Annotated in this window: 21 protein-coding genes and 1 pseudogene; 10 read left to right on the forward strand and 12 right to left on the reverse strand. The window is 71.0% G+C overall.

The annotated features are described in order from the left end of the window. Positions 1-263: 263 nt before the first annotated feature. The 9 genes and pseudogenes from HUW46_RS37325 to HUW46_RS37360 all read right to left on the reverse strand — a co-directional run bounded on the left by HUW46_RS37325 (position 264) and on the right by HUW46_RS37360 (position 12,638). Entirely contained in the window at positions 264-722 is a 459-nt protein-coding gene (locus HUW46_RS37325; protein WP_215543415.1) for a MarR family winged helix-turn-helix transcriptional regulator, read from the reverse strand. Between the two features lie 218 nt (positions 723-940). Then, positions 941-1,807 carry a diaminopimelate epimerase gene (gene dapF / locus HUW46_RS37330; RefSeq protein ID WP_215543416.1) on the reverse strand — a complete coding sequence of 289 codons (867 nt, stop codon included), beginning with the start codon at positions 1,805-1,807 and terminating at the stop codon, positions 941-943. Between the two features lie 26 nt (positions 1,808-1,833). Next, the gene (locus tag HUW46_RS37335) at positions 1,834-5,871 is read right to left on the reverse strand and encodes a Pls/PosA family non-ribosomal peptide synthetase (protein ID WP_215543417.1); all 4,038 of its coding nucleotides are present in this window, start codon (positions 5,869-5,871) and stop codon (positions 1,834-1,836) included. A gap of 61 nt (positions 5,872-5,932) precedes the next feature. Then, entirely contained in the window at positions 5,933-7,306 is a 1,374-nt protein-coding gene (locus HUW46_RS37340) for an aspartate aminotransferase family protein (RefSeq protein WP_215543418.1), read from the reverse strand. Between the two features lie 83 nt (positions 7,307-7,389). Then, on the reverse strand, positions 7,390-8,676 hold the full coding sequence (locus HUW46_RS37345) for an aspartate kinase (RefSeq protein WP_215543419.1): 1,287 nt from the start codon (positions 8,674-8,676) through the stop codon (positions 7,390-7,392). 675 nt (positions 8,677-9,351) lie between these two features. Next, complete coding sequence (locus HUW46_RS37350; RefSeq protein ID WP_254125273.1) at positions 9,352-10,314, reverse strand: sensor histidine kinase; 963 nt, start codon at positions 10,312-10,314, stop codon at positions 9,352-9,354. Between the two features lie 63 nt (positions 10,315-10,377). After that, positions 10,378-10,851 carry a nitroreductase family deazaflavin-dependent oxidoreductase gene (locus HUW46_RS48580; RefSeq protein WP_256451459.1) on the reverse strand — a complete coding sequence of 158 codons (474 nt, stop codon included), beginning with the start codon at positions 10,849-10,851 and terminating at the stop codon, positions 10,378-10,380. A gap of 24 nt (positions 10,852-10,875) precedes the next feature. Beyond that, positions 10,876-12,045: pseudogene (locus HUW46_RS37355) on the reverse strand (FAD-dependent monooxygenase); the annotation flags it as partial. Further along, positions 12,042-12,638 (reverse strand): TetR/AcrR family transcriptional regulator, encoded by a 597-nt coding sequence (locus tag HUW46_RS37360; protein WP_215543421.1) that lies wholly within the window; start codon positions 12,636-12,638, stop codon positions 12,042-12,044. The gene HUW46_RS37360 and the pseudogene HUW46_RS37355, both read right to left, overlap by 4 nt. A 163-nt stretch (positions 12,639-12,801) precedes the next feature. On the opposite strand from HUW46_RS37360, the gene HUW46_RS37365 reads away from it, so the two are divergent. The 9 genes from HUW46_RS37365 (at position 12,802) to HUW46_RS37405 (ending at position 22,649) form a co-directional block, all read left to right on the forward strand. Further along, positions 12,802-13,383, forward strand: a complete 582-nt coding sequence (locus HUW46_RS37365; RefSeq protein WP_215543422.1) for a TetR/AcrR family transcriptional regulator — start codon at positions 12,802-12,804, stop codon at positions 13,381-13,383. A gap of 13 nt (positions 13,384-13,396) precedes the next feature. Continuing rightward, on the forward strand, positions 13,397-14,554 hold the full coding sequence (locus HUW46_RS37370) for a GDSL-type esterase/lipase family protein (RefSeq protein WP_215543423.1): 1,158 nt from the start codon (positions 13,397-13,399) through the stop codon (positions 14,552-14,554). 145 nt (positions 14,555-14,699) lie between these two features. Further along, positions 14,700-15,263 carry a hypothetical protein gene (locus tag HUW46_RS37375; RefSeq protein ID WP_215543424.1) on the forward strand — a complete coding sequence of 188 codons (564 nt, stop codon included), beginning with the start codon at positions 14,700-14,702 and terminating at the stop codon, positions 15,261-15,263. Then, the gene (locus HUW46_RS37380) at positions 15,256-16,824 is read left to right on the forward strand and encodes a hypothetical protein (RefSeq protein WP_215543425.1); all 1,569 of its coding nucleotides are present in this window, start codon (positions 15,256-15,258) and stop codon (positions 16,822-16,824) included. The genes HUW46_RS37375 and HUW46_RS37380 overlap by 8 nt, the downstream gene beginning before the upstream one ends. 3 nt (positions 16,825-16,827) lie before the next feature. Next, positions 16,828-17,493 carry a hypothetical protein gene (locus HUW46_RS37385; protein ID WP_215543426.1) on the forward strand — a complete coding sequence of 222 codons (666 nt, stop codon included), beginning with the start codon at positions 16,828-16,830 and terminating at the stop codon, positions 17,491-17,493. Positions 17,494-17,641: 148 nt separating this feature from the next. Next, positions 17,642-19,183, forward strand: coding sequence for a bifunctional 3-(3-hydroxy-phenyl)propionate/3-hydroxycinnamic acid hydroxylase (locus tag HUW46_RS37390; RefSeq protein ID WP_215543427.1), 1,542 nt, complete (start codon positions 17,642-17,644; stop codon positions 19,181-19,183). A gap of 639 nt (positions 19,184-19,822) precedes the next feature. Next, entirely contained in the window at positions 19,823-20,401 is a 579-nt protein-coding gene (locus HUW46_RS37395) for a CBS domain-containing protein (protein WP_331477183.1), read from the forward strand. Between the two features lie 42 nt (positions 20,402-20,443). Next, the gene (locus HUW46_RS37400; protein ID WP_215543429.1) at positions 20,444-21,913 is read left to right on the forward strand and encodes a CYTH and CHAD domain-containing protein; all 1,470 of its coding nucleotides are present in this window, start codon (positions 20,444-20,446) and stop codon (positions 21,911-21,913) included. Positions 21,914-21,995: 82 nt separating this feature from the next. Then, positions 21,996-22,649: a response regulator gene (locus HUW46_RS37405; RefSeq protein ID WP_215543430.1), complete on the forward strand. Its 654-nt coding sequence runs from the start codon at positions 21,996-21,998 to the stop codon at positions 22,647-22,649. On the opposite strand, the gene HUW46_RS37410 is transcribed toward HUW46_RS37405, so the two are convergent. Further along, positions 22,646-23,593, reverse strand: coding sequence for a nitroreductase family protein (locus tag HUW46_RS37410; RefSeq protein ID WP_215543431.1), 948 nt, complete (start codon positions 23,591-23,593; stop codon positions 22,646-22,648). The two genes, HUW46_RS37405 and HUW46_RS37410, sit on opposite strands and share 4 nt — an antisense overlap. Positions 23,594-23,751: 158 nt before the next feature. Here HUW46_RS37410 and HUW46_RS37415 point away from each other — a divergent pair, with 158 nt between their 5' ends. Further along, positions 23,752-25,506: a sensor histidine kinase gene (locus HUW46_RS37415; RefSeq protein WP_215543432.1), complete on the forward strand. Its 1,755-nt coding sequence runs from the start codon at positions 23,752-23,754 to the stop codon at positions 25,504-25,506. Here HUW46_RS37415 and HUW46_RS37420 read toward each other — a convergent pair. Both HUW46_RS37420 and HUW46_RS37425 read right to left on the reverse strand, forming a co-directional pair. Further along, positions 25,476-25,790: a dsRBD fold-containing protein gene (locus HUW46_RS37420; RefSeq protein WP_254125275.1), complete on the reverse strand. Its 315-nt coding sequence runs from the start codon at positions 25,788-25,790 to the stop codon at positions 25,476-25,478. The two genes, HUW46_RS37415 and HUW46_RS37420, sit on opposite strands and share 31 nt — an antisense overlap. A 100-nt stretch (positions 25,791-25,890) precedes the next feature. Beyond that, the gene (locus HUW46_RS37425) at positions 25,891-26,301 is read right to left on the reverse strand and encodes a hypothetical protein (protein WP_215543433.1); all 411 of its coding nucleotides are present in this window, start codon (positions 26,299-26,301) and stop codon (positions 25,891-25,893) included. Positions 26,302-26,494: the final 193 nt, after the last annotated feature.

The raw sequence follows: 26,494 nt of genomic DNA on the forward strand, positions 1-26,494 counted from the left end.
TGAAAAGCACTTCGGTAAGTATGGGTAGGGGTACTTACCTAAATTTCCCGTTAATAAACAAAAGTGCAGTGGAATATGTCCGGGCGTCGCGCGCGGGAAGAAGGGTTGCCGAAGGGCGCCGCGGGTGACAGGCGGCGGCGAAGACTGTTGCCGTAGGGCAACAGTTAGCGTAGGGCAATGGTTCGGGGCGGGTCGATCACCCCGTGGGGTGATCGGAAGCTCACACCTCGTCACCGGTGGAAGGGATGCCGCGCCCGGAACTGTCAGGGGTGTGAGAGGTGTAGTCCGCTCGCGTCGGCGAACGAGCGCAAGGCGCGTGCGACGGTCGCTCGCCGTGCCGGGGGCAGCTCCGCCATGACCGCGCGCAGCTGCCGCAGCCGCGCGGTGTTCACCTGGTCGAGCAGGCGCCTGCCCGCGGCCGAGATGCGCAGCAGCACCTCGCGCCTGCTCGCCGGGGACGTCCGGCGCAGGACCAGCCCCGCGTCGACGAGCTTGGCGCAGAGCCTGCTGGTCGCCGACGGCACGATGCCGAGCAACTCGGCGAGATCCCCCAGATTGGTTTCGCCGTGCTCGTCGAGCAGGGTCAGCGTCCGCAACTGCGCGGGCGACACCGCGTCCGCGGCCGCGGACGTCGCGCGGACGGACACCGCGACCATCACCTTCGCGGCGGCCAGCAGCGCCGCGTCCTCCTCCGCGGACCCCGCCGCGCGCTGATCGCCCATCCGGACACAGTAGGCGAACGGCGGGGTGGCCGCGCTGCGAGCAGCCTGCCGTGGCAAGCGAGCCCGGCCAGATGCGCTCCGAGGGTGGCCTTCGGGCGTGCTGTCGCCCCCTTCCCTTGTCCTGCAAGGAGTTTTCTTGCTGTGAAGGTGGCTTTCGGGGCATCTACTGCCCCGAAGGTCACTTTCGGGGCGTGAGCCCGCCGCCTGCCGGGGGAGTGCTATCGGTCGAGTGCGTCGAAGAGGTAGCCGGTGGTGCCGCTGATGACGAGCCCGTGGCCGTTCTCCTCGACGGTCATGTCGCCGCCCAGCGTGGTGACCGTGACCGGGAACGGCATGTCCCACGCGCGGTGCGCGACGTAGGCCGTGCCGCCGACCCCGGTGCCGCAGGCGAGGGTCTCGTCCTCGGTCCCCGGCTCGTAGGTGCGGATGGCGATCCGGTCGCCGTGCCGGTGCGCGAAGTCGACGTGCAGTCCTTCGGGGTGGTTGAGGCGGAGGCAGAGCTCGTGGTCGAAGCGCAGTGCCGCGCCACGGGTCTTGACGTCGACCGCGTCGAGGTCGTCGACGTCGAGGACGAGGTGCGGCAGCCCGCTGAAGACGAACCACCGGTCCTCCTCGACGCGGCGGAACTCGCGTCCGTGCCCGAGCGCGACCCTGATCCGGCCGTCGGCGGCCGACACCCATTTGAGGCCGTCGTCGGTGGCGATGAAATCTTCCTCCTGGCTGATGTGGTTCCGTTCGGCGCAGTAGCGCGTCGAGCACCGCAACGCGTTCCCGCACATCTGGGAATGCATTCCGTCGCCTTCGAAGTAGGTCATCCGCACGGGTCTGGACGCGGTCGAGAGGAAGGCGATCCCGTCCACCCTGATCGCGGTGAAGCTCCGGCACAGTGCACGCGCCAGCTCCCCATTTATGTCGTTTTCGGACAGTCCACTGCGGACGGTGTCCACGACGAGGATCGTGTTCCCGTTGCCGTGCATGAGGGCGAACCGCACGCGGTCCAGCTCGATCCCGCACGCCGTCCGCTGCCGCAGGGCGTGGTAGTCGGCGTCGAGCGTGTCGTTGTCGAGTTTGAGGGTGGTGGTCATCCTGGTTTCCTCCGCATTCGGGATGGTCACAGCGGGCGCGCGGGAATTCCGCGCCACGCACTGGTGTCGGGGAGGGTTTCGCCCTTCATCACCAGCGAATCCGCGTCGAGGAACGATCCGGCGGAGGCTTGGGCGTCGTAGAGGATCACGGCGTGGCTGCCGACCGAGGCGCCCGCACCCGCCTTCGAATACGACATCTTCATCACCCTGTCCTCGAACAGGTGCGTCTGGAGATCCGCTTCCTGGCCGATCATCGCGTCGTCGCCGATCTCGTTCAGGTCGAACTCGGTGAAGGACACGGTGTTGAGCCAGACGCGGCGACCCACCTTGATGCCGAGCAGCCGCACCAGCGGGCAGATCCACGGCGTGCCGGTGAAGTTCCCGATGAGTCCGGGCACCGCGACCGCCTCGTACAGGCCGGTGATCAGCTCGGTGCCGCGGACCCAGGTGCCCCAGTAGGGTTCGGTCCTCGGGCGGTACCTGCCCATCACGATCCACTTGAGCGCGACGACCACCAGGGTGGCCGCCAGCCCGACGGTCAGCGTGATCGCGGGCAGCAGCGCGACCACGGCCAGCGGCGGGAGGTGCGCGAACAGCTGCGCCATCGCGTAGAGGCCGGCGAACGTGCCGAGCGTGGTGAGCATGGACGGCAGGAAGACGCGGAACAGTTCGAGGAACAACCTGCTCGCCACCAGGCCCGGCGTGGGGGCGTAGGTCAGCTTTTCGGGGAACTTGGCGCTGAGCTGGCGGCGCGGCAGGAAGAACGACGGCGAGCCGAGCCAGGTGGTTTCCGGTTCCATCGGCTTGTCCGGTGGTACGGACATGACCCCGAGCAGGCTGTTGTCGCCCATCTTCGCGCCACCCGGTACCAGCGCGACGTTGCCGACGAAGCCCCGGTCGCCCAGCTCGGCGTGGTGCAGCGCGACCCGGCCGCGGTGGTAGACGGCGGGGGCGATCACCACGCCGCCCGCGAGGAAGCACTGGTCACCGAACCGGGCGAGGTCGACGTTGAGGTAGGTCGGCACGGCCACCTCGCACCACTTGCCCATGCGCAGCCCGAGCGCGCGCAGGAACGGGATGGCGTACAGCGTGCAGAAGATGGTGCGGATCTGCGCCACGATCTGGTCGAGTAGCCGGTTGGACAGCCACAGCCGCAGGCCGAAGGCGCCGCGGTCGGAGTAGACGCCGGGCCGGACCCTCGGCAGCACCGCGCGCTTGCACGCGATCAGCAGCGCGGAGGCGACCAGCACGAGCGCCGGTCCGGCGAGGGCGACGCTGGCCACCGCGAAGCCGATGCCGCCGCCGTTGAGTGCGCCCACCACGATCGCGCCGCTGGGGATCAGCAGCAGCGTCGGCAGCAGGAGCAGCAGCAGGCTCGCGGCGACGTACCCGGTGATGACCGACGCGCGCCAGCGGCGGGTGTCGGGGCTTTCGGCCATGGTGGCCAGCAGCGCTGGCACCGCGGGAAGGCGCCGCAACGGCACGCCGGCCCAGTGCTCGCCCGAGGGCACGCGGTGGTCGGCGTGCACGAGGGACTGGTGGCCGACCGTGGCGTTCGCCCCGATCTCCGCACCCGCCAGCACGGCGGTGTTCGTGCCGACGTGGACACCGTCGCCGATCCGGACGGGGGCGAGCCGGAGCCGCCCGCCGTCCACGACGAAGGTCTCGATGCGCGCCTTGTCGCCCATGCTCACGTCGTCACCGATTTCGACGAACTTCGGCAGGCCGATCATCGGGCTGGAGAGCTGGCAGCGCTTGCCGATCTTCGCGCCCATCAGGCGCAGGTACGGGGTGAGCAACGGGGACCCCGCGAGCATCGGAAGCGGTGCGAGCGCGGCGATCCTGGCGTAGAACCAGAAACGCAGGTAGGTCAGCCCCCACAGCGGGTACCAGCCGGGCCGGATGCCCGCCAGCACCAGCCGGCAGCCCAGCACCGGCAGGGCGAACGTGGTGGCCAGGAACCAGCCGATCCAGACCGGGACGAGGGTGCCGAGGTCGAGGCTGTTCATGGCGGTCGCCACGCTGGTGCCGGGTGCCAGCCCGGCGCCGACCTTGCCCAGCGCGAAGAACAGCAACGCCAGCGTGGGCGCGGACATCACCAGCAGCCAGCCGTACAGCAGCACGAACTGGGCGAGGCCGCAGGCCCATACGCGCAGCGACGAGTGCCGGATCGGCTCCGGTGTCCCCGTTGCGCTGCGGTCGGCGGTGATCGAGGCGGTGGCGAGGTCCGTTTCGACGTACTTGGCGAGATCTCGCACGGTCGGGTTGGCGTACACGTCTTCCATCGCCAGCCCCCGCATGGCGGGTAGTTCGCGCAGCCGCGACACGAGGCGGGCCGCGGTGAGGGAATGCCCGCCCAGATCGCAGAAGAAGTCCGCCGCCACTGACACCTCCGGCTGGTCGAGGACCTGCGCGTAGGCTTCGGCGAGTTCGGTTTCCAGCTTTCCCTCCGGCGGCACGTGCGCGCCGGCGACCGAGCCGAGCGGTCGTGACGACGGCGCCGGGAGCGCCGCGCGGTTCACCTTGTCCGCCGCCAGCAAGGGAAACCGGTCGAGCACTTCGAGGAACGACGGGATCATGTACGACGGCAGCCGCTGCCGCAGGGTCGCGTGCAGCCGTCCGCGCAGCTCTTCGTGTTCGGGGTCGGTCCCGTCGGGGGAGCGGAGCGTGAGGTAGCCGACGAGATGCGGCACCCCGTCCCGGTCGAGCGTGGTGACGACAGCGTTCTCGACGGCGGCGTCGTCGCGGAGAACCTGTTCGATTTCGCCGAGTTCGATGCGGTAGCCCCGGATCTTGACCTGGGTGTCCATCCGGCCGAGGAACTCGTATTCGCGCTCGGGCGTGCGCCTGCCGAGGTCACCGGTGCGGTAGATCCTCGGCACCTCGGCGCGGTCCCGCGCGACGGGGTTGGGGATGAACCGCTCCGCGGTCAGTTCGGCCCGGTTCAGGTAGCCGATGCCGACGCCGGGGCCGCCGATGCAGATTTCCCCGACTTCGCCGTCGGGGACCTCGCGCAGGTTTTCGTCGAGGACGTAGAAGCGGTAAGTCGGGAACGGGGTGCCGAGCGTGACCGGGCGGTTCGGCCGCAGTTCGGTGCAGCTCGACGAAACGGTGGTTTCGGTGGGGCCGTAGCAGTTGAGGATGCGGCGGCCGGGCCGAGACCACCGCCGCACCAGATCGGCGGGCATCGCTTCCCCGCTCACCAGCAGGCACCGCACCGAAGGCGGGTCTTCCTCCACTGTGGTCAGTAGCGTCGGAACGCTGCACAGCACGGTGATCCGGTGCTCGGTCAGGAAATCGGTGAGCCCGTTGCCGAACCGCCTGGCGTCGTTGGGCCCGGCGACGAGCGTGGCACCGGCGACCCAGGCCGGCCACATTTCCTCGAGGTGGAAGTCGAAGCTGATCGACATGCCCTGGTACACCCGGTCCGCGGCGGTCACGCCGTAGATCGGGGTGGCGACCCGGAGGAAGTTGGCGATGCTGCGGTGCGAGATCACCACGCCCTTCGGTTTGCCCGTCGACCCGGAGGTGTAGATGACGTAGCACGGTGCGGCCGGATCGATGGCGATTTCGGGGCGGTCACTGGAATGCGCGGTCAGCGCCGCGTTCGCGAGGTCGAGTTCGAGCACCGGGCAGCCGAGCGCCCGCGTCCGCTCCCGCGACTCCGAGGTGGTCACCAGATCGCTCAGCCCCGCGTCTTCGACGATGTAGGCCAGCCGGTCCTCGGGGAACGACGGGTCGATCGGCACGTACGCGGCGCCGGACTTGAGCACCCCGAGCACGGCCACGTAGGTGTGCATCGAGCGCGGCAGCAGGATCCCGACCGTGTCGCCAGGCCGGACCCCGCGTTCGATCAGCAACCTGGCCAGCTTGTTGGCTTCGCGGTCGAGTTCGCGGTAGCCGAGTTCGGTGGCGTCGCAGACGATCGCGACCGCGTCCGGGAGGCGGTCGGCGGTGTGTTCGAAGTATTCCGGGAGGACGCGCGCCTGCGCGGTGGCGAGCGCCGCGTCAGTGCGCGCCGGTACTGCGCCGGGGGAGATCCCCGGCGCGTCCAAGCTTGTCATGGTGGTCCCCTCTGAAGTCCCCTGTGCTCGGTTTTTCGGTGTGGTGGAGCCGAAACGCCGGTTACGGGCAGGCGTCCTCGATGGCGTCGAGGAGGATGTCGCAGGCGATGTCGACGACCTCGGCGGTCACGGTCAGCGGCGGCATGAGCCGGACCACCCCGTCGCCGCGGCCGCCGAGCTCGACGATCAGCCCGTTGCGCAGCGCCAGTGCCTGCACCGCGGCCGCCGCCGCGCTCGCGGGCGTGCCATCGCGCGGGTCGGCGAGCTCGATACCCCAGATCAGGCCGAGGCCGCGGACTTCGCGGACCCACGGGTGGTGCCTCAGCACGGCGAGCCGTTCGCCGAGCTGCGCGCCGCGCCGCCGGACGTTGCCGAGCACGTCGTCGCGCCGGACGACGCGCACTGCTTCGACGCCCGCGGCGAAGGCGATCTGGTTGCCGCGGAAGGTGCCGGTGTGCGCGCCGGGAGCCCAGGCGTCGAGCCGCCGGTGGTAGAACAGCAGCGCGACCGGCATCCCGATCCCGCTCAGCGCCTTGGACGCGACGATCACGTCGGGCTCGATGTCGTACTGCTCGAAGGCGAACCACGTGCCGGTCCGGCCGCAGCCGGTCTGCACCTCGTCGACGACGAGCGGGATACCCGCTTCCGCGGTGACGTCGCGGATCCGGCGCACGAAGTCCTTTCGTGCCGGGATGACCCCGCCTTCGCCCTGCACCAGTTCCAGCACCACCGCCGCCGGTTTCGGCATCCCGCCGTTGGCGTCGTGCAGCGACCGTTCCAGCACGCTCGCGCAGTTGGTCTCGCAGGTGTCCCTGTGCAGCCCGATCGGGCACCTCGCGCAGTAGGAGTACGGGAAGAAGTGCACCCCCGGCATGCCATTGGCGATCGGCTCCTTCTGCGACAGCAGACCGGTCAGCGCCATCGCGGCGTGCGAGGAGCCGTGGAAACCGCCCTGGAACGACACGACCTCGCCGCGCCCGGTCGCGGTCTTGCAGAGCTTGAGCGCCGCGTCGACGGCGTTCGCCCCGGTCGGTCCGCAGAAGTGCACCTTCATGGTGTCGCGCAACGGTTCCGGGAGCATGGACAGCTGCGCGTCGATGAACTCCCGCCGCACCGAGGTGGGGAAGTCCAGCCCGTGGGTCAGCGTGGCGAACTGGTCGGTCGCCGCTCGCAGCACCTCGGGATGGGAGTGCCCGAGCGAAAGGACCCCTGCCCCGGCGAGGAAATCGATGAACACGTTGCCGTCGAGGTCGCGGACGTAGCTGCCCTGCGCGTCGGCGATCGCGATCGGGAAGTGCCGCGAGTAGACCCTCGCGTTCGACTCCCACCGGTCCTGGTGCGCCAGCAGCTCGGCTGACCGCGGGCCGGGCAGGTCGCCGTCGACGTGCGGCCACGGCTGCCGCACCGCCCGTGCGCCGTCAAGGGTGCCGGTCATGCCGTTCTCCTCGCCGGGGCGCGCACGCCCCTTGTCGGGTCCATAGTGGACATCCAGGTAGCCGGGGGAGTCCGTCGCCGGGCTCACCGCGGAGTCCCCTGCGGCTGGTGCAGTCCGAACGCGCGGTGCAGCGCGCTGACGGCGGCTTCGAGCCGCTTGGCCGGTACCACGGCGGTGAGCCGGGTCGGCGAGGTGGCGATCGCGGGTACCGCGGCATCCGGTTCCGCCGCGGCGCGCAGCAGCCCGATCAGGTACCTCGGGTCGTCGAGCAGCGCGGTTCCCACCACCGAGATCGATCCGAACCCGTCGTCGACCTCGCACCGGGCGCCGACTCGCTCGGCCACTTCGCGCACCACGTCCGCGGGCGCCGGTTCACCGCGCGCGGTGAACCGCAGATCGGTGGGGGAGTGCCAGGTCAGCACGTCCGGCCGCAGCCCGATGCCGATCAGTTCGACGAGCGCGCGGGCGCACCGGCCGCGCGGCGCGTCGTCACCGGTGAGCCGCACGAGCCGCACTTGGCGCTCGTGTGCGATGCCGACGACTTCGGGCCCGCCTTCGAGAGGCTGCGCGTTCTCGACGACCGTGCCCGCCTCGCCGCCGGAGGAATGCGTCACCCGGAGCGGGACGGCGCGCCGTTCGGCCAGCGCCACCGATCTCGGGTGCAGCACGCGTGCGCCGTTGCCCGCCAGCTCGGTCATCGCGCGGTAGGACACCGAGGGCAGCGGCGTGGAATCGCGCACGATGCGGGGGTCCGCGGTGTGCACCCCTTCGACGTCGGTGTAGATCTCGCAGCTCACGCCCAGCGCCGCGGCGAGCGCGACCGCCGTGGTGTCCGAGCCGCCCCTGCCGAGCGTGCGCAGTTCCCCGTCGCGGTCGCGGCCCTGGAACCCGGCCACCACCACGACCTGCGCCTCGCGCAGCCGTTCGAAGATCCGGGTCGCGTCGACGCGCACGATCACCGCGTCGCCGGCCGGCCCGTCGACGACCACCCCGGCCTGGTCGCCGGACAGCGAAACCGCTTTCACACCACGGCGTTGCAGCGCCAGCGCCAGTACCGCGGCCGACACCTGCTCGCCGGTGGCCATGAGCTGGTCCAGTTCGCGGCGATCGGGGCGGATGGCGACCTTGCCCGCCAGTGCGACCAGATCGTCGGTGGTGGCGCCCATCGCGGACACCACCACGACGACCTGCTGTCCCCGTTCGGCTGCGGTCGCGATCCTGGTGGCGACCGCGCGGACCAGTTCGGGGGTGGCGAGTGAGGACCCGCCGTACTTCCGCACCACGAGAGCCGGTGGTGTGGCGATGCCGAGCCCGGTGGACGCGCGCGGATCCGGCGAGGCCGTTTCCGGCACCTCGCAAGAATTGTTCATGATCTGAAAACCCCTCGATGTGTGTGAGTTCCGCGCGCGACTGGACGAGCTTCGGCGCGGTGTGCTCGGCAGCGCTCCCCAATGGCGCCATGCCGGAACACGTCAAGAGGTGTCGTCATGGCTCGCTGCGGATGCCCCGGTGGTGGCGGAAAGGCCGGGGAGACAGTTTCGCGAATTAGCTTCGCGGCGGCGTGACCTGCGAGGTCGCCCGCGAATCAGGAACCCCTGTGCGCCTTACATCGGCGTGCTTCCTGACGGGGATGGCAACGCGGTTGCCCACAACGGGCCGGAGTCGGGCGCGATGTCTCGTTCGAGCCATTTATCCCGGATATCGTTGTTCGGCCCATTGTCGTGCCGAGGCGACTGGACACGGTTCTCCACTCCTGTGGCGGCGCAGGGATTTGCCGGGTGTGCCGGCTCAATCTTGTCTGAATGTAGCGCAATGGGCAACCCCTCGATACCTCCATAAGTGCTGCCGCAAATGGAGGTACAGGATACGCCGCAAATCAAGATCAGTATCACAGTATGGACGCTGTTTTGTCATCAATGGACTGGTTCGGGTGGCTTGTTTGGCATTTCTGCCCGCTTTTCGCGCCGGGTGGAGTAGTAGTGAACTGGTGCACGTGCAGAATGGTGTCGCCATTGGCGTGTCGCCGATGTGGGGGCGGAATGCCGTCACGGCAGGCGCAGGTGGATCCGGGTGGTCGTGCCGGACGGGCCGGTGTGCACCCGGACGAGATCGGCGATGTGGTTGACCAGCAGCAGGCCGCGCCCGTGGAGCTGGCGCGGACCGGCGGGGCGGCGCCCGGCGAGCGGATCGGTCAGCCTGCCCGCGTCCCGGATCTCGCACACCAGGTGGCCGTCGGCGGACCAGAGGCGCAGCACGCCGCTCCCGCCGCCGTGGGCGATGCTGTTCTCGGCGAGTTCGGAGGCGGCCAGTTCGAGATCGGCGACCCGCCGTTCGCCGAAACCGGCGCGGCGCGCGTGCGCGGTGACGAGCCGCCGCGCCTCGACGAGGTTCGTCGCGTCGACGGCGAGCCGGACGGCATCGGCGGGTTCGGGCAGCGGCAGGTTGTAGCCCGTGACGATCCGGCCGGGGTCGAAGCGCCCGCTCGGCCGCTGCCCGGCGGCGTCGATGACGACGGGATGGGTGGCGTGCGCGTCGTCAAGGACCCGGTCGTCGAGGCCGTCGGTGTCGTAGGGGCACAGGATCGTCGCCGCCCTGCCCGCGAACGCGAGGTTGATGAGCGCTTCGTGCTGCGCGCAGGCCGGGTACTCCGCCGCCGAGCGACCCGGCCAGATCGGTTCGCCGATGATGCGGACGCGTGCACCGGGATGGGCGTCGGCGAAGGCCAGCAGCACGCCGGGGATGATCCTGGCCGGGTTGCGGCCCGCTTCGGTCATGTCGACCAGGTGCACCCGCCCCGCCGCCGCGCCGAGCGCGGTCCGCAGCGCCTTCAGGTTCTGCTCCGGCAACGCCGCCGCGACCGGTTCGCCCGCGGCGAGACCCGCTTCGAGGAAGGGCACGATGCCGTCGAGGTATTCACGCTCGCCGCGGTAGAACAGCGCGGGGTGCGCGAACGGCTCCTCGATTCCGCGATCTCCCGCTGTGCTGGTTCCGGTCTCCGTGACCACCACCGCCTTCGAAACTCCGGTCGCCAGGGTAGGACTCCCCGCCGTCCTCGGCAGCGTGCGGGCGGGTCAACCGCGCGGCGAACCGGGGGCGGGCCGGAAAGCGACGAGCGGGAGCTGCCCGACCAGCCGCCGCCGCGCGGGTTCGGTGCCGTCGTAGGACCATCCCACGAGCTTGCTCAGCAACCGGTGGACCACCGGGCGCACCCACCGGTTGCGGTGCTCGTAGGCCGCGATCACCTCGGCGGCTTCGGTTTCGCCGAGTACCCGGTGCGCGGGCGTGAACCGCTGCCTGCCGACGGCGATCTCGACCGCGGGCGCGGACCGGATGTTGCGGTACCAGTCGGCGGAGCGGCCGAGGCCAGCCACGACCACGACCTCACCGGAACCGGCGCCGACCACCTCGAGCACGGTGCGGTACCGGCGCCCGGACTTGCGCCCGGTGTGGGTGAGGCACAGGAAGCGCCGCCCGAGCACCCAGCCGAGATTCCGGTCGTAGAGCCGGGCCGGGGCGCGGAAGAGCGCCCGAGCCAGTCCGTTCAACCGAGGCGGGCGCTGCTGAGCCGCGAGCTGTTTGACGAGACCGGTGGACTTCCCGGCCAGCGCCCCGGCGACGACGCGGTCGACCACCGGCAGCCGGGAAAACCGCAGCACCACGTGCCGGAGCCGGAGCTGCGCCGGTGACGCGGGCAGGAACCACCGCGCCCCGTCGCGCGCGACCTTCTGCTTCTCCGCCACCACCGGCCGCCAGATCCGTTCGTAGCGTTCGAGCCCGGCGCGGATCGAGCCCGCGCGGGTGAGCTGGTCCGCGAGCACGTACGCGCCCGCGATGCCCAGCGACGCGCCTTGCCCGGCCAGCAGCGACACGGCGAAGCACGCGTCGCCGACGAGCGCGACGCGCCCGCGGCTCCAAGCGGGCATGTCGACCTGGGCCACCTGGTCGTAGTAGACCTCGGACGGGGGAGGGCACTGGTCGAGCGCGTCCGGCACGACCCAGCCCAGCGAGCCGTATTCACGCCGCACCGCGGCGCGCGCGTCGGCGGGCAGCGCCGGGTCCGGGGTGCGGTGCACCGCGAACGCCGCGACCTCGCCGCCGCGCAGCCCGTAGAAGCCCATCTGCCTGCCGACGGTGTCGGTGAGGCAGAACCTGCCCCGCACCATCGCGTGCACCGCGGGATCGGAGAACCGGTAGGCCGCGGTGTGGAAACCGAGGTAGCGCAGGAACCGCTCCTCGGGGCCGAAAACCATGCGCCGCACCGAAGAATGGATCCCGTCCGCGCCGACGAGCAGATCGGCGTCGAGAACGGAGCCGTCGTCGAGCGTGACCCGCACTCGCTCGCCGTCATCCTCGATGTGCACCGGTGACGTCCCGAAGCGCAGGTCGACCCGGTCGGCGGGAAGGTGGTCGCGCAACACCCGTTCCAGATCGGGCCGGGTGACGCTGAGCAGGCGGTCGCCGATGGCCGCGGCGAACTGGTCCACGCGGATGCCCGCCCGCCGCCGCCCGTGCTCGTCGAGCAGGCTGGCTTCGTCGACCCGGTACGCGACCGCTTCGATCGCGGGTACCATGCCCATCGCTTCGGCCGCGTCGTACCCCGGCCCGAAGAAGTCGATCATGTACCCCTGCGCACGCGGTCCCGGTGCGTGTTCGAGGACGACGACCTCCCAGTCGAGTGCGGCCATCCGGTTCGCCAGCGCGAGCCCCGCGATGCCCGCACCGCAGATCACCACCTTCATCGTTCTGCCTCCTCACCGGTTTCCCTTGGTGCGTCGGATAAAAGCCTGCGCAGTACCGGGCCGATCGCGGTGGCGGTCAGGTCGGGGTCGAGGCCGCGGTGCAGCAGGAGCCCGTCGATCGAGGCGGCCACGACCGCGGCCGTGCCCGCCGGGTCGGGCACCCGCCATCCGGCGAGCGCGTCGGCGAACCGCTGCCGGAAATCCACCACGATCGCGGTCATCGCCCGTCGCAGTTCGTCGTCGCGCGTCGCGGCGAGGTATGCCTCTGTGAACACCATCGACGCCGGGTCGCGCCCGGAGTACTCCTCGAGCGCGGCGAGCAGCGTGTCCACGGCCTGTGCCGCGGTCTTCGCCCGGCCGAACAGCTCGTCGACGCCGGACAGCAGGTCCCGCATCATGCCGAGAGCCGCCTGGGACAACAGGTCCCGCACCGAGGAGAAGTGGTAGTGCACGACGCCGGGGGTGACCCCGGCGCGCTCGGCGAGCACCCGCGTGCTCACCGCGGACCAGCCTCGTTCTCCGATCAGCTCGATCGCCGCGCGCAGCAGCCGCTGCCGCACCTCCTGACCGCGCAGCGCGCCGGGGGAAGTCATGCTGCTCCTTTTGCTGGACGAGTGACTTGGTCAATCGACTTGGACGAGTGCCCAAACCGTATCAGGTCCTGCGCCGTTCGCGGCGAGCGGTGTGAGGAGTAAAACCCTTGCCTAAAGGTATTAGGCAATCTAACGTGGTGTGTAGGCAATCAAGGGAGAGGTTATGGCACGCGCGGGGTTGACCGCGGAACGCCTGACGCGGGCCGGTGCCGAACTGGCCGACGAGGTCGGTTTCGACGAGGTGACCGTTTCGGCGCTCGCGAGGCGGTTCGACGTCAAGGTGGCGAGCCTGTACTCACACCTGAAGGGTTCGCAGGACCTCAAGGTCAGGATCGCGTTGTTCGCGCTGGCGGAACTGGCCGATCTCGCGGCGGACGCGGTGGCCGGACGGGCGGGGCGGGACGCGCTCGTGGCGTTCGCCAACGTCTACCGGGACTACGCCACGGACCATCCCGGCCGGTACGCGGCCGCTCGATTCCCGCTCGACGCGGAAACGGCGGCGGCCAGTGCCGGGGTCCGGCACGCTCAGCTCAACCGCGCGCTCCTGCGCGCCTACGGCCTGGCCGAACCGGACCAGACCCACGCGGTCCGGTTGCTCGGCAGCGTTTTCCACGGCTACGTCAGCTTGGAGCTCGGCGGCGGGTTCAGCCACAGCTCGCCCGGATCCCAGGAGAGCTGGGAGCGCATCTTGGACGTACTCGACGGCCTGCTGCGGAACTGGCCCGCGCAGCCCGAAAACCAGTGACAGGAAAGAGAAAATGCACACCACCCCCATCACCACCGGCCTCCTGCGCGGCGCACTCGAACTGGAGCGCACCGCGCGCGGCGTGCTACCGCACCGGCTTCCGGCGCGGGCGCGCGCCCAGAACTCCGACCCGCGGCTCGCCATGGCGGAGTCCCAGCCTTCCGGTGTCCGGCTGGTGTTCCGCACCAGCGCCACCGTCGTCGAGCTGGAATCGGTGCCGAGCCGAATGGTCTATACCGGTGCTCCACCACGTCCGCCTGGCTTGTACGACCTCGTCGTGGACGGCCGTCTCGCGGGTCAGGGCAGTCCGGACGGTGGCGACACGTTGACCATCGACATGGCCACCGGTACGGCCGAGAAGCGGGAAGGCCCGTCCGGCACCGTCCGGTTCGCCGGCTTGCCCGCGCGGGCAAAGGACGTCGAGATCTGGTTGCCGCACAACGAAACCGCCGAACTCGTCGCGCTGCGCACCGACGCACCCGTCGAGCCGGTCCCCGCGCGCGGCCGGGTGTGGCTGCACCACGGCAGTTCGATCAGCCAGGGTTCCAACGCGGTGAGCCCGACCGGTATCTGGCCCGCGCTCACCGCGGCGGCCACCGGCGTCGAGCTGATCAACCTCGGCTTCGGCGGCAACGCGCTGCTCGACCCGTTCACCGCGCGCGCGTTGCGGGACACGCCGGCGGATCTGATCAGCGTCAAGCTCGGGATCAACGTGGTCAACGCGGACCTGATGCGGCTGCGGGCGTTCGCCCCCGCGGTCCACGGTTTCCTGGACACCATCCGCGAAGGCCATCCCACGACGCCGCTGCTGGTCGTGTCGGCGCTGTACTGCCCCATCCACGAGGACACCCCCGGCCCCGGCGCCTTCGACGAGGAAGCGCTGAGCGCCGGCGAAATCCGGTTCCGCGCCACGGGCGATCCGGCCGAGCGCGCGGCCGGAAAGCTGACGCTGCGCGTGGTCCGCGACGAACTGGCGCGCGTCGTGGCGCAGCGCCGGGCCGACGATCCGGAGTTGCACTACCTCGACGGCCGCGAGGTGTACGGCGAGGCCGATTTCGCCGAGGTGCCGTTGCCGGACCGGCTCCACCCGGACGCCGCGGGCCACAGCCGCATCGCCGAACGCTTCGCCAAGCTCGCTTTCGCCGGGACCGGCCCGTTCGCAGCGGGCTGATCGCACCTTGGCGGACGGGCGGCCGTGGCCCGGCTCCCGGCGACCATCCGGGGCCGGGTCCGTGGGCCGTTTGCCGGAAGGGGAACGGGAAACACGGACCTGCCGCCCGCCGCCGCGGTGTTCTAAGGTGGTGCCGGGGGGCCACATGGGACAGCTGTACCTGATCCGCGACGCGTTCGGGGCGCGGTACGCCGAGGCGTACGGGATCCCGCGACCGGATCTGCTGGCGTTCACCGATTCGTCCGTCGCCGCCGTGATCCCGCCCGCGGACGCGGTGGTCGCGGTGCACGCGGGGCGGGATGACGCGCTGCGCGACGCACTGGACCGGGCGGCTTTCGACCAGGGCATCCCGTCGGTCGGCGTCGCACTGCTGCCGACGGCGATCGTCTGCGGCCCTGCCGTCATCCCCGGCGCCACCGCGTGCTACTCGTGCTACCTGAGGCGGGAAGACGCGGCGTGGCCGTACGACGCGGATTCGGCGACCCGTGGCCTTGCCGAGGGATTCGGCCCGCAGCACCTGGCGATCGCGCACGGCCTGCTCGCACCGGCACTGGCCGAGCTGCGCGACGGCCCGGCCGGGATCGGCGCCACGGTGCGGAGTTTCGACCTGGTGACCGGAAGCCCGTCGTCGGTCGCGACGGTGGCGGTCGAGGAGTGCGCGCGCTGCGGCGTCCCGATGAGCGTGGCGGGGAGCGCGCGGAATGGCTGAGCTGAACGCGGAGATGATCGGCAGGGCCGTCGGCACGGACCCGCAGATTTCGGTGCCGGACAGGCCCGTGGTGCGCCTGGGTGTCCGGCTGCGCCGGATCGGCGACGCGGTGCTGCTCGACGGCGCCGACCGGCCGCAGGTGTTCACCGGGCGGTTCGCGCGCGAGTGCCTGGGCCCGCTCGTCGCCGCGTGCGACGGCGGCCGGACCCACGCGGACCTCGCGCGCGAGACCGGACTGGCCGAGGCCGCGGTTCGCAAGGCCGTCGCCATGCTGTGGGCGGCGGGTGTCGTCGAGGAGCGCGGGCGAAGCGATCGGCACGTCGCGCCGGAGTTCGCCTGTTTCCTTTCCCGGCTGGGGAATTCCACCGGCGCCAACCGGTCGTGGGCGGACGGTGCCGACCGGCTCGCGCGCACGACCGTCCGGTTGACCGGGGACCACCGCATGGTGGCGGCCACGGCGCGCGCCGTCGGCGAAGTGTGCACTGTGGACGATCATGGCGCGGTCCGCGTGTTCTTCGAGACCGCAGGGTCGCGATCGGAGCTCGCGGCGGTGCGGCACCGGTGCTGGGCGGAACGGCGGCCCCTGCTGCGGGTGCGGGTCGACGCGGGATCACTGATCGTGGGTCCTTACGTGGACCCGTCGTGCACGCCGTGCCTGACCTGCGCGACCGTGGACGAGGACGGCCCGGTCGGCGACCCGCCCGAACACGCCTTCGAACTCGCCGCGGGTCTGGTCGGCCACCACCTCGTCGCGCTCCTGTCGCGCGCGACGAAAACCTTCCTGCCGCGGGAAAAGTGCGTCGTCGACCTCGCGGCGTTGACCACGTCGTACCGCGCGGCCGTCACCAGGCCGGGGTGTCCCGCGTGCTCGTTCTCCGAGGGGCCGGTGGCACCCGCGCCGCCCGCTGCCGTCTACGAGGCGGCGGTCGCGTTGCCACCCCGCCGGTTCCTGGACCCCGTCGCGCATTTCGGGCACTACGAGTCGTCGAACCTCCGGCTGCAGGCGGAGTTCCGGGAGTGGCCGGCCAGCCGGAAGATTCCGTTGCCGCACCTGGACCTTTCGCGGTTGGCCGGGGAACCACGGGACCCCGCGGTCGCCGGGCTGGCGGACGTCGGGCTCGTGCTCAAGATCGCGTTCGGCGTCCGCGAGGTGGCCGAGGACGGCCGGGTGCGGCGGTGGACGGCTGCGGCGGGGAACATCGGGTCCGCCACGGCCTACCTCGTTTCGCGGGACGCGGAGGTGCTCCCGGTCGGCGTTTACGCCTACCTCGAACGGGAACACGCGCTTGCGCGGCTGTCGGCCGAAGCCCCGCCGGGCGGGCAGCGGCTGCTCCTCGTCGTCGGCGGGAACCTGGAGAAGGTCGCGCGCAAGTACGGCGAGTTCGCGCTCCGCCTCGTGCTGCTGGACGCGGGGTGCGCGATGAGCAGCGCCAGAGAGGTGGCCGCGCAGCTCGGCATCGCGTGCACGGTCGAGAAGGACTGGGACGAAGCGTCCCTCACCGGCGGGCTCGGCCTCTCGCCGGGCGAAGAACCCATCGTGGCCGTCATGGGACTGGGGTGACCCGTGCGATCCGAACCGTCGCCGATGGCCGCGCTGCTGGCGGGTTTCGGCACCCGTGCCGTCGAGGCGCCAGCCCGCCGGGCGATGCGCCCGTTCGAGCGCGCGACACCGGTTCCGGTGGATCTGGACGACGCGATGTTCGGCGAGGACCTGCTCGACACGTTGCTCCGGCGCCGATCGTCGTTGCGCTGCGCCGACGAGCCGGTCCGCACGGGCCTCGTGTTCGCGTTGCTCCAGGACGCGCTGCGGCGGGATTCCGCGGAATGGGGATTCGGCGACGGCGCGCTCGAAGCGTTCGTCTTCGCGCTGAAGAGCGAAGGGAGCTCGCCGGGCGTTTACCGCGTCACCGCGGCGGATTGTGCTTTTGTCGCGCCGGTTTCGGCCATCGGCGATGTCGAAGACCTCGTCGTGCAGCGGGAGCTCGCCACCGCGGCCGGGATCGTTTCCGTCCACGGCCGCCTCGACCACGCGGACGCGCACCGCTACCGCCTGTGCGTCACGCGCGCGGCGATGGCGATCTACGACTTCCACCTCAGGGCGCAGTCCCACGGCCTCGGCGGCTCGCTGTTCGCGGGGTTCATCGCCTCGGCCGTGCGGCACCTGGTGCGCAGCGACGGGGTGACGCGCCACCCGCTGATTTCCGCCACTTACGGCAAACCGTTGCCCTAGCAAGGTCTTTGCGTTCGACGCAACGCTCATGTGCAAACTGTGCAGTGGACAGCAAGTCGTTTCCGGCTGACACTGCGATCATGAGCAACGGGCAGAGGACTGGGCTGGCGAGGACCGTACGACCGACCGCCTTCGGCGTGCTGGTGCCATGACCGCGCCCCTCGGTGGCGGGAGCGGCCCGGTGGCGGAGGTCGCCGTGCTCGGGTGCGGGCCGGTCGGCATGACGCTCGCGGCGTTGCTGGGCAGGGCGGGGCATTCGGTCGTCCTCCTCGAACGCCATCCGGGCCTGTACGGCCTGCCCCGCGCCGCCAGCTTCGACGGCGAGGTGATGCGCGCGTTGGCGGGGCTGGGACTGGCCGGGGAACTGGCGCCAACGCTCTACGCGCAAGAGGCGTACGAATGGCGCAACGGGGCCGGGGATCTGTTGATCCGCCAGGAATGCCGGGCGGTCGGCGGCAGCGGCTGGGCGGACATCTCCATGTTCCACCAGCCCGCGCTGGAGAACGCGCTGCACGCGCTGTGCGCGTCCATGTCCACTGTGGACGTTCGGCTCGGTGTGGAGGTCACCGGGCTTTCCCAGTCCCGCGATGGGGTCGAGCTGACGACCGCCACCGGCGCGATCGTCCGCGCGAGGTACGCGATCGGGTGCGACGGCGGCAACAGTTTCGTGCGGCAGGCACTCGGCATCGAGCAGGACGACCGCGGTTTCGCCGAACCCTGGCTGGTGTGCGATTTCGCGCTGCGGCGCAGCGCCGCCGAACTGGGCCTGCCCCCGATGCTGCAGATCGGCGATCCGGCGGGGCCGACCACCGTCATCACCACCGGCACGGCGCGCCAGCGGTTCTGCTTCATGCTCGACGACGCCAGCCGCTTCGACGAGGAGCGCTCGGCCGACGATGCCTGGGAGCGGGTCCGCCCCTACCTTTCCCGCGAAGACGGCGATCTCGTCCGCGTCGCCACCTACACCTTCCGCTCGCTGGTCGCGCGGCGCTGGCGGGACGGCAGGGTGCTGCTCGCCGGTGACGCCGCGCACCAGATGCCGCCGTTCCTCGGCCAGGGCATGTGCTCCGGCATCCGCGACGCGCTCAACATCGCGTTCAAGCTCGACCTGGTGCTGCGGGGGATCCGGGAACCCGGCCTGCTCGACACCTACCAGAGCGAACGCGAGCCGCACGTTCGGAACGTCATGGAGGCGAGCATCGAACTGGGTCGCAGGCACACGATCCGGGATCCCGCGCTCGCCCGCGAACGCGATGCCGAACTACTGGCCCGCCGCGCCGCGTCGCCCGAGCCGGAGCGCATCCGGCTGCCGGATCTCGGCCCCGGTCTGGTCGGCAGTGGAGGGGGCGGGCTTTCGGTGCAGGGCAGGGTCAGCGACGGGGTCGGCACGGGACTGCTCGACGAGGTCGTCGGCGGCGGATTCCGCCTGCTGGTCACCGAAGAAGCCCTTGCCGCGCTTGATCTTCCCGCGCTCGAACGGGCGGGGATCACCGTCGTCGGCTTCGGCTCGTCCGCGGGAAAGGCCGTGGTGATCGACTCCGACGGCACGCACCGGCGGTGGTTCGCCGAACTGGGCGCCACCGCGGTGGCCGTGCGCCCCGACAACTACGTCCTCGCCGCCGGCCCCGACCCCGCGCGGGTCGCGGACGAACTCCTGACACTCCTGGCGCCCCGAAAGATGCTCCTATAGAGGTCGGGTCGGGCGGCGTGTGCCTCACGGGTCGTTGAGCGTCACGATCTCGACCCTCGCGCCACCTGCGCGAGCCCGCAGCGGGCGTTCGCGTGCCCCGAAAGTGACTTTCGGGGACACAGATGCCCCGAAGGTCACTTTCGGGGCGCGCTGCTCGGCGGCCGTGGAGGCATTCGGCGGGGTGGGACTGGGCCGGGTGGCGGTGCGCGGCCGCATCGTGACCCAGCGAATCCTCGCGGTCGCGCCATGAAGTGACCAAAGACCGCATCGGCGGGGGCGGACGGGCCAATACCGTCGGAGCCGCCGGTCCACCACGGCCGGCCCAGACGCGACGACGGGTGTCATCATGAACGCTCCCGCAGAGCACTGTCCGACGATCGCCCCCGCGGCCCACGAAGCGCGGCACGATGCCATCGCCGGCCGCCGGACGGGGGGAACCGTCGCGGGTCTTCATCGTGTGCGGTCCCGTCGTGGGCAACGTCCTCCCACCGGCGAACGGTGCCCGTCCGGGCCGGCCCGCTCGCGCGAGGTGGGAGCCAGCCGGGTCCGCCCCGTCCGCTGACGGGCAGCGGATCTCCGGGCGCGGCAAGGGAAGCACGGCCCCGAGTGAAAGGCTTCGCCATGCAGGCAAGGGACGTCATGACCCGCCCGGTGGTGCGGGTCGGCCCCGGTACCACGGTCAGGGAAGCGGTCGCCCTGCTCACCGAGCAGGGCGTGGCCGCGCTGCCGGTGGTCGACGGCGACTGGCACGTGATCGGCATCGTCACCGAGTCCGACGCGCTGCGTGCCGGGCTGGGCGAGCGCGGGCTCGAGCCGGCGTTGCCGGTGCGCGCGATCATGACCGAGCGGGTGGAAGTGGTCTCGCTCGACGCCGACGCGCGCGAAATCGCCGGACGGATGCTCGGCGACGGGCTGCGCAGCGTCCCGGTGGTCGACGACGGGGTCCTGGTGGGAATCGTGAGCAGGAGCGACATCCTGCGCTCGCTGGTCCGCGGGGACGACTCGATCTCGGCGCGGCTGCTGGCGTTGTTCGCGGACTACTCGGGCTACCGGAACCGGTGGTCGGTCGAGGTGACCGCCGGGGAAGTGACCGTATGGGGCGATTTCGCGGACGAAGCGGAGCAACAGGTCGTGCGGGCGCTGGCCGGCACCGTCGGCGGGGTCGTGGCGGTGGACATCCGCGCCCGCGTTCCGGAGGTGCTGGAGGCGGCGCGGTGAAGGTCATGGTCGCGGAACGACCGGGGCGGAAGTGAGGAAGCCATGAACACGGTGCCGTTGCTGGCACTGCCCGACGTGTCACGGGTGTGGGAGACCGAACCGGTCGAGATCACCGAGACCTACTACGACACGGCGGGCCTCCGCTTGTACGAGCGAGGTGTCACCGCGTGCCGCACGGTCGGCGGGGACGCACCGGGCTGGCACCTGGACCTCGGGGCCGAATCGGTGGCGGTGACGCCGTCGGCGGGCTCACCGGCGGTGCCACCGGAACTGCGGTGGCTGGTGACCGCCTTCACCGGCGGCGAGGAACTGGAACCGGTGGCGGCGATCAAGGTGCACCGGACGCGGGACCTCGCGCTGAACGACGACGGCGAGATCCTCGGCGCCGTCGTGATCGACGCCGTCACCGCGTCCTCGGTACTCGACCGGACGAGCGCGGCGTGGACGGAGCGCCACGTCGACCAGGGCATGGGTGGCCGCGTCTTCGCGAGGCTCGCCGGGCAGCGGTGCGCGGCAGGGCGCGCGTCGAGGATCGCGACGGTGGCGCGGGTGCTCGGTCCCCGGCGGCACCGGTCGTACCGCGCGCTCACCGGGCGGGACCTGGTCCTGCGGTACTTGCGGGCGCAGGTCACCGCGTTGCCGTTCCTCGACTGCGCTGTCCGCCGTGAGGAATCCGGCTCAGCGGCGCGAATGCGGGAAACGGTCCGCCGGATCCGGCTCGTGCTCGACCACTGCGCGCCGCTGATCGGCGGGAAGAAGGCCACGAGGGAGCTGCGAGCCGAACTCGGCTGGTTCGCCTCGACGTTCGCGCCCGCGTGCGACGACGAAGTGCAGTGGCCCCGGCTGCGCGCCGATCTCGGCGCGGCGCCGGACGGTGTCCGATCCGGCGACGCGGTGGCGCGGCTCGACGACTACTTCGCCGCCCGCGCTTGGGAGAACCGCGCCGTTGTCGTCGACGCGCTGGACTCGGCGCGGTACCTCGGCCTGCTGGACGCGCTCGACCGGTTCGTGCCTGAGTTGGCCGAGGAGCCCGAGCGCGACCGGCCCGATATCGCGAGGATGCCTGCCGGGCGGGTGCTCCCCGAATTCGTCGCAGGCGCGGCGGATCAGGTCGGCCGCCGGATCGCCGCACTCGTCGACGCCGAAGAGAGCGGCGCCCGCACCACCGCCGCGCACCGCGCGCTCAACGCCGTGCGGCGGTTCGGCTGCCTGCTGGAGGTGACCGGCCAGGACCGCCCGCTGCAGCGCGAGGTGCGGACCTGGCGGCGCTCGCTCGAGGAGCACCGCGCCGCCGTCCTCGCGACGCGGCACCTCGACGATCTCGCGCGGCTGGCAGGGGAAAAGGGCTTCCCCGCCTCGACCTTCTCGCTGCTCCGGCACCTCGAAGGGGACACCGCGGCCCGGTGCGCGGCGGATCTGGCGTGGCGCTGGCTGGACGGCACGCCCTCGTCTATCCACTGTGGACGAAATGGGCGCGTGGTCCCGCCGCGCGGCGAACGGCGCGGGTCTTGACCATCGCGTTCCCCTGCCACGGGTCGTACGCTCGGAGTGCAGGACCGCGCCGCCTGGCGCGTGCCCGCTCCGGGAGGATCGGATGACTCGGGTTTTCTTGGTCGATGATCACGAAGTGGTCCGCCGCGGCGTCGCCGAACTGCTCGACGAGGACGACGGGCTGACCGTCGTCGGGCAGGCGGGCAGCGTGTCGCAGGCACTCGCGCGGATTCCCGCGCTGCGGCCCGACGTCGTCGTGCTGGACGTGCGCCTTCCCGACGGCAACGGGATCGAGCTGGCCCGCGAGCTGCGGTCGAAGATGCCGGAGCTGTACTGCCTGATGCTGACCTCCTACACCGACGAACAGGCCATGCTCGACGCCATACTGGCCGGGGCGCGCGGGTTCGTCATCAAGGACATCCGCGGGATGGACCTGGTGTCCGCGGTGCGCGAGGTCGGGGCGGGCCGGTCGCTGCTGGACCCGCGCGCGGCCGCGATGCTGATGGACCGGCTGCGCGCCGGGCAGCAGAAACGGGGGCCGGTCGCGAAGCTCTCGGAGCAGGAGCGCACGCTGCTCGACCTGATCGGGGAGGGGCTGACGAACCGGCAGATCGCCGATCGCATGTACCTCGCCGAAAAGACGGTGAAGAACTACGTGTCCCGGTTGCTGACCAAGCTGGGCATGGAGCGCAGGACCCAGGCCGCCGTGCTAGCCACCGAACTCCGCGCCGACCGCACTTTCGACGAAGGCCGTTAGCCCGCCCGCACCCGCTCACCGACGATGACGTCGTGCAGCGGGCGGCGCGGCGTCGAGGGCACGGGGCCGCCGTACCCCACCCGCAGCACGATCTGCGGCCAGATGCCGCCACCGAGGACCTGGCGCAGTTCGGCCCGCGCCGAGGGCACTTCGACCGGTGGCGCGACGAACGACGCGCTCAGCCCGGCGGCCGTTGCGGTGAGCAGAACCTTCTGCATCGCCTGCCCGACCCGGATGCGATCGGCGTGGCCGTCTTCGACGGAGCCGATCACCACCACCGCCGGGGTGCCGAGCGGATCCGAGGCCCCGCATTCGTGGAGGACCCACTCGTCGCCGCCGCGGGCGTGCGCCACCACGGGGGCACCGCCCGTCCAGGTGTTTCGTTCGCGCTGCACGGCCGCGTTCCCGCGCTGGGCGCGATCGGCCGCGAGGACGAGTTCGCGGAGGCGGAACAGTTGTGCGGAGTCGAGCCGCGGCATCCAGGCGCGCTCGCTTTCCGCGGCGAAGCGCATCGCGTTGAGCGCGGTCGCCGGGACCGGGCGGGGCGAGAACGGACCGAGGTTCGTCCGCCGGGTGGCGACCGCACCGGCCAGCAGCGCGATCCTGGTGTCGATGGACCGCTTGGCGAACGGGCGGACGGTCGCCAGCAGATCGGGCTCGTCGCGGCGCGGGCAGAGGGTGGTCGCCGGGTCGATGCCGCGCGCGTGGATCGCGACGCGCAGGTTGAGCAGCGCCGCGCCGCACGACATCAGCAGCTCGCGCTGACCGGGATCGGTCGCGGGCAGGCTCCGCCCTGGATCGGCGAGCACGTCGATACCGTCCGGGGTGCAGCGGAACCGCCACGGCTGCGTGTTGTGCCTCGACGGTGCGAGCACGGCGGCGTGCAGTACCGAGGTCACGGTTTCGGCGGTGAGGCGGCCAACCGGGGTGATGGTGTCGGTCATGGGTTCCCCCTGATGAGCATGCGCGGCACACTGAAATGCCAGTGGCACGTTTACTCCAGCCTGTCTGCCACCCGGGCGCGGGAGACAGGGACGAAGGTCACCAATTCCAGGTGTTTCGTTCACCGGGGTGGTGCTGACAAAGGTGAGAGTTGACGCAGATGCGCGGGGCAGAAAAGTACGACGGGAACCGAGGAACGCCACGGGTGACCGGAACGCTGTCGCAGCTCCGGGTGCGCGAGGTGCTGCAGGACCTGCAGTCCAGGATCGAGCTGCTGATCGGGACGCGGGACATGATGGACGGCCTGCTCGACGCCGTGCTCGCGGTGGCTTCGGGGCTGGAGCTGGACGACACGCTGCGCCGGATCGTGCAGGCCGCGGTCGATCTCGGCGACGCGCGGTACGGGGCGCTGGGCGTGATCGCCGACGACCGGACGCTGGCGGAGTTCATCTATCTCGGTATCGACAACGAGACGCGGCAGGCGATCGGGCACCTCCCGGAGGGCCACGGTTTGCTCGGCCTGGTCATCGAGGACGCGAAACCGCTGCGGCTGGACGAAATCGCCCAGCATCCCGCGTCGGTGGGTTTCCCGGCGAACCACCCGCCGATGCATTCATTCCTCGGCGTGCCGATCCGGGTGCGCGACGACGTTTTCGGAAACCTTTATCTGACCGAAAAGAAAGGCGGGGAGAGTTTCACCGACGACGACGAAGTCGTGGTGCGGGCACTCGCCGCGGCGGCGGGGATCGCGATCGAGAACGCGCACCTGTACGAGCAGGCGCGCCTTCGGCAGCAATGGATGGGCGCCACCAGCGAGATCACCACCGAACTGCTGGCGGGCAGCGATCCGGCGGACGCGCTGAACCTCATCGCCAGCCGTGCGCTCGACCTGACCGGATCCGACACCACGATGCTGGCACTGCCGACCTCCGGCGGCCTCGACCTCGACGACGAGTGGGAGGAGGACGTCGCGGAGCTGACGGTGACGATGTGCGTGGGCGCGAACGCGCACGAGCTGACCGGTACCCATATCGACATCGCGTCTTCGGCGCCGGGCTCGGTCTACCGCGATCGCACGCCGCGCAACGTCCCGGAACTGGTGCTGCGCCTCGATCCGGCCGGGGAGTTCCGGTTCGGGCCGACGCTCGTGGTGCCGTTGCGGGCGGGGGATCGGACCGCCGGTGTGCTGATGACCATGCGCGACGGCGGTGCGGCGCCGTTCGACGACGCGCGGCTGAAGGTCGTCGCCTCGTTCGCCGACCAGGCGGCGCTGGCGTTGCAGCTCGCGGCGCAGCAACGCACCGCGCGCGAGCTCGACGTGCTCGCCGATCGCGACCGGATCGCGCGCGATCTGCACGACCACGTCATCCAGCGGTTGTTCGCGGTCGGGCTGAACATGCAGAGCACCCACCGGCGGACGAAGTCGCCGGAGCTGCGCAAGCGCCTGAGCGAGAGCGTCGACCAGATGAACGAGATCGTGCTCGAGATCCGCACCGCGATCTTCGACCTGCACGGCGGGCCCGCTGGCGAGGCGGGGGTCCGGTTGCGCAACCGGCTGCACAACGCGGTCGCGGACCTGACCGACGACACCGGGATCCGGGCGTCGGTCAGCATGGCGGGGCCGCTGGACACCCTGCCGTCCCAGCTGGCCGAACACGTCGAGGCCGTGGTCAGGGAAGCGGTGAGCAACGCCGTCCGCCACTCCGGGGCGGCGGGCGTCGCGGTGTCGGTCGCGGTGACCGGCGATCTGGTCCAGGTGTCCGTTCGCGACGACGGAAGCGGTATCCCGGCCGACGTCGTCCACAGTGGACTGCGGAACCTGTGTGACAGGGCCGCGCGCGCGGGAGGGGAGTTTTCGGTGCGCGGTGCGGACGACGACGGGACTCAGTTGACGTGGTCCGCGCCCGTCAAGTGAGGTCTCGTGCCGGAGACGGACAGCGCGAGGAGACCGGCGGTGGTCGCGTCGATGTCCGCGGCGACGGCTTCCAGCAGTTCCGCGGTGAGATCGGACAGCGCCCTCGCGACGGCGAGGTAGTCGGCGACGTGCGGGGTTTCGTACTCGGCCGAGCCGCGGCTGGCGAGCCCGATCCCGGTGAACCCGGTGGCATCACCGGTGGTGAGGATCGCGCGGGCACGGGTGCGGTAGGCCCCGTGCTCGAACGCGATCGAGAGCATCCAGCGCCCGTTTTCTGCGTTCATGTCTTCTCCGTTCCACCGATGACGTTCTCACCGCCACCGCCCGCGGGGACAGGGTAGGAAGTCCTTCGACCGCGGGCGGGCGACCTCGGAGATCAGGCGGTCAGGAGCGGTCGCCGGTGCCGCGGGGGAACCCGAACCGGCGGATCAGCATGGTGAGCAGCGGGGCCAGCACCACCCAGGTGAACGCGGCGGGGGTGTAGTTGAGGAACACCCGCCAGGCGGCGTTCGCGGGGGTGAACAGGTCTTCGAAGCCCAGTGACACGCTGCTCGCCCAGACGCGCACGAAGACCGCGATGTCGTTGGCGGGGTTCGCGCCGGTGGTCACCAGCACGATCTGCGCGAGCAGGACGACGGCGAACAGCCCGCACAGCACGCGGGTGACGGCGCAGGCCAGCCGCACCTGCTGGGATCTGGTCCGCCGCGGCGCGCTGGAATCGTCGAAGGCGCGGACGAAAAGCGGTTTCCCGGTCAATCGGACATCCCTGCCGAGGTATGGCTCCGGTCGGGTCATGACATCGATTCCCTTCTCCGCCGAGGAGCAGCGGGGCGTACTCCGGCGCGGCCGAGCCCGCGCCGTACCACTGCGCTGTCAAGGCATGAAGCACTTTCCGCTGCCGTTGAGCGGAGGGCCGAGACATCACTGTCCCCATTGTTCCGCCGATTAGTCCAACACCGGCAGAGTCGGAAGTCCCTGCCCTTTGTCA

The sequence above is a fragment of the Amycolatopsis sp. CA-230715 genome, assembly GCF_018736145.1.
In the GTDB taxonomy this organism is placed as follows: Bacteria; Actinomycetota; Actinomycetes; order Mycobacteriales; family Pseudonocardiaceae; genus Amycolatopsis.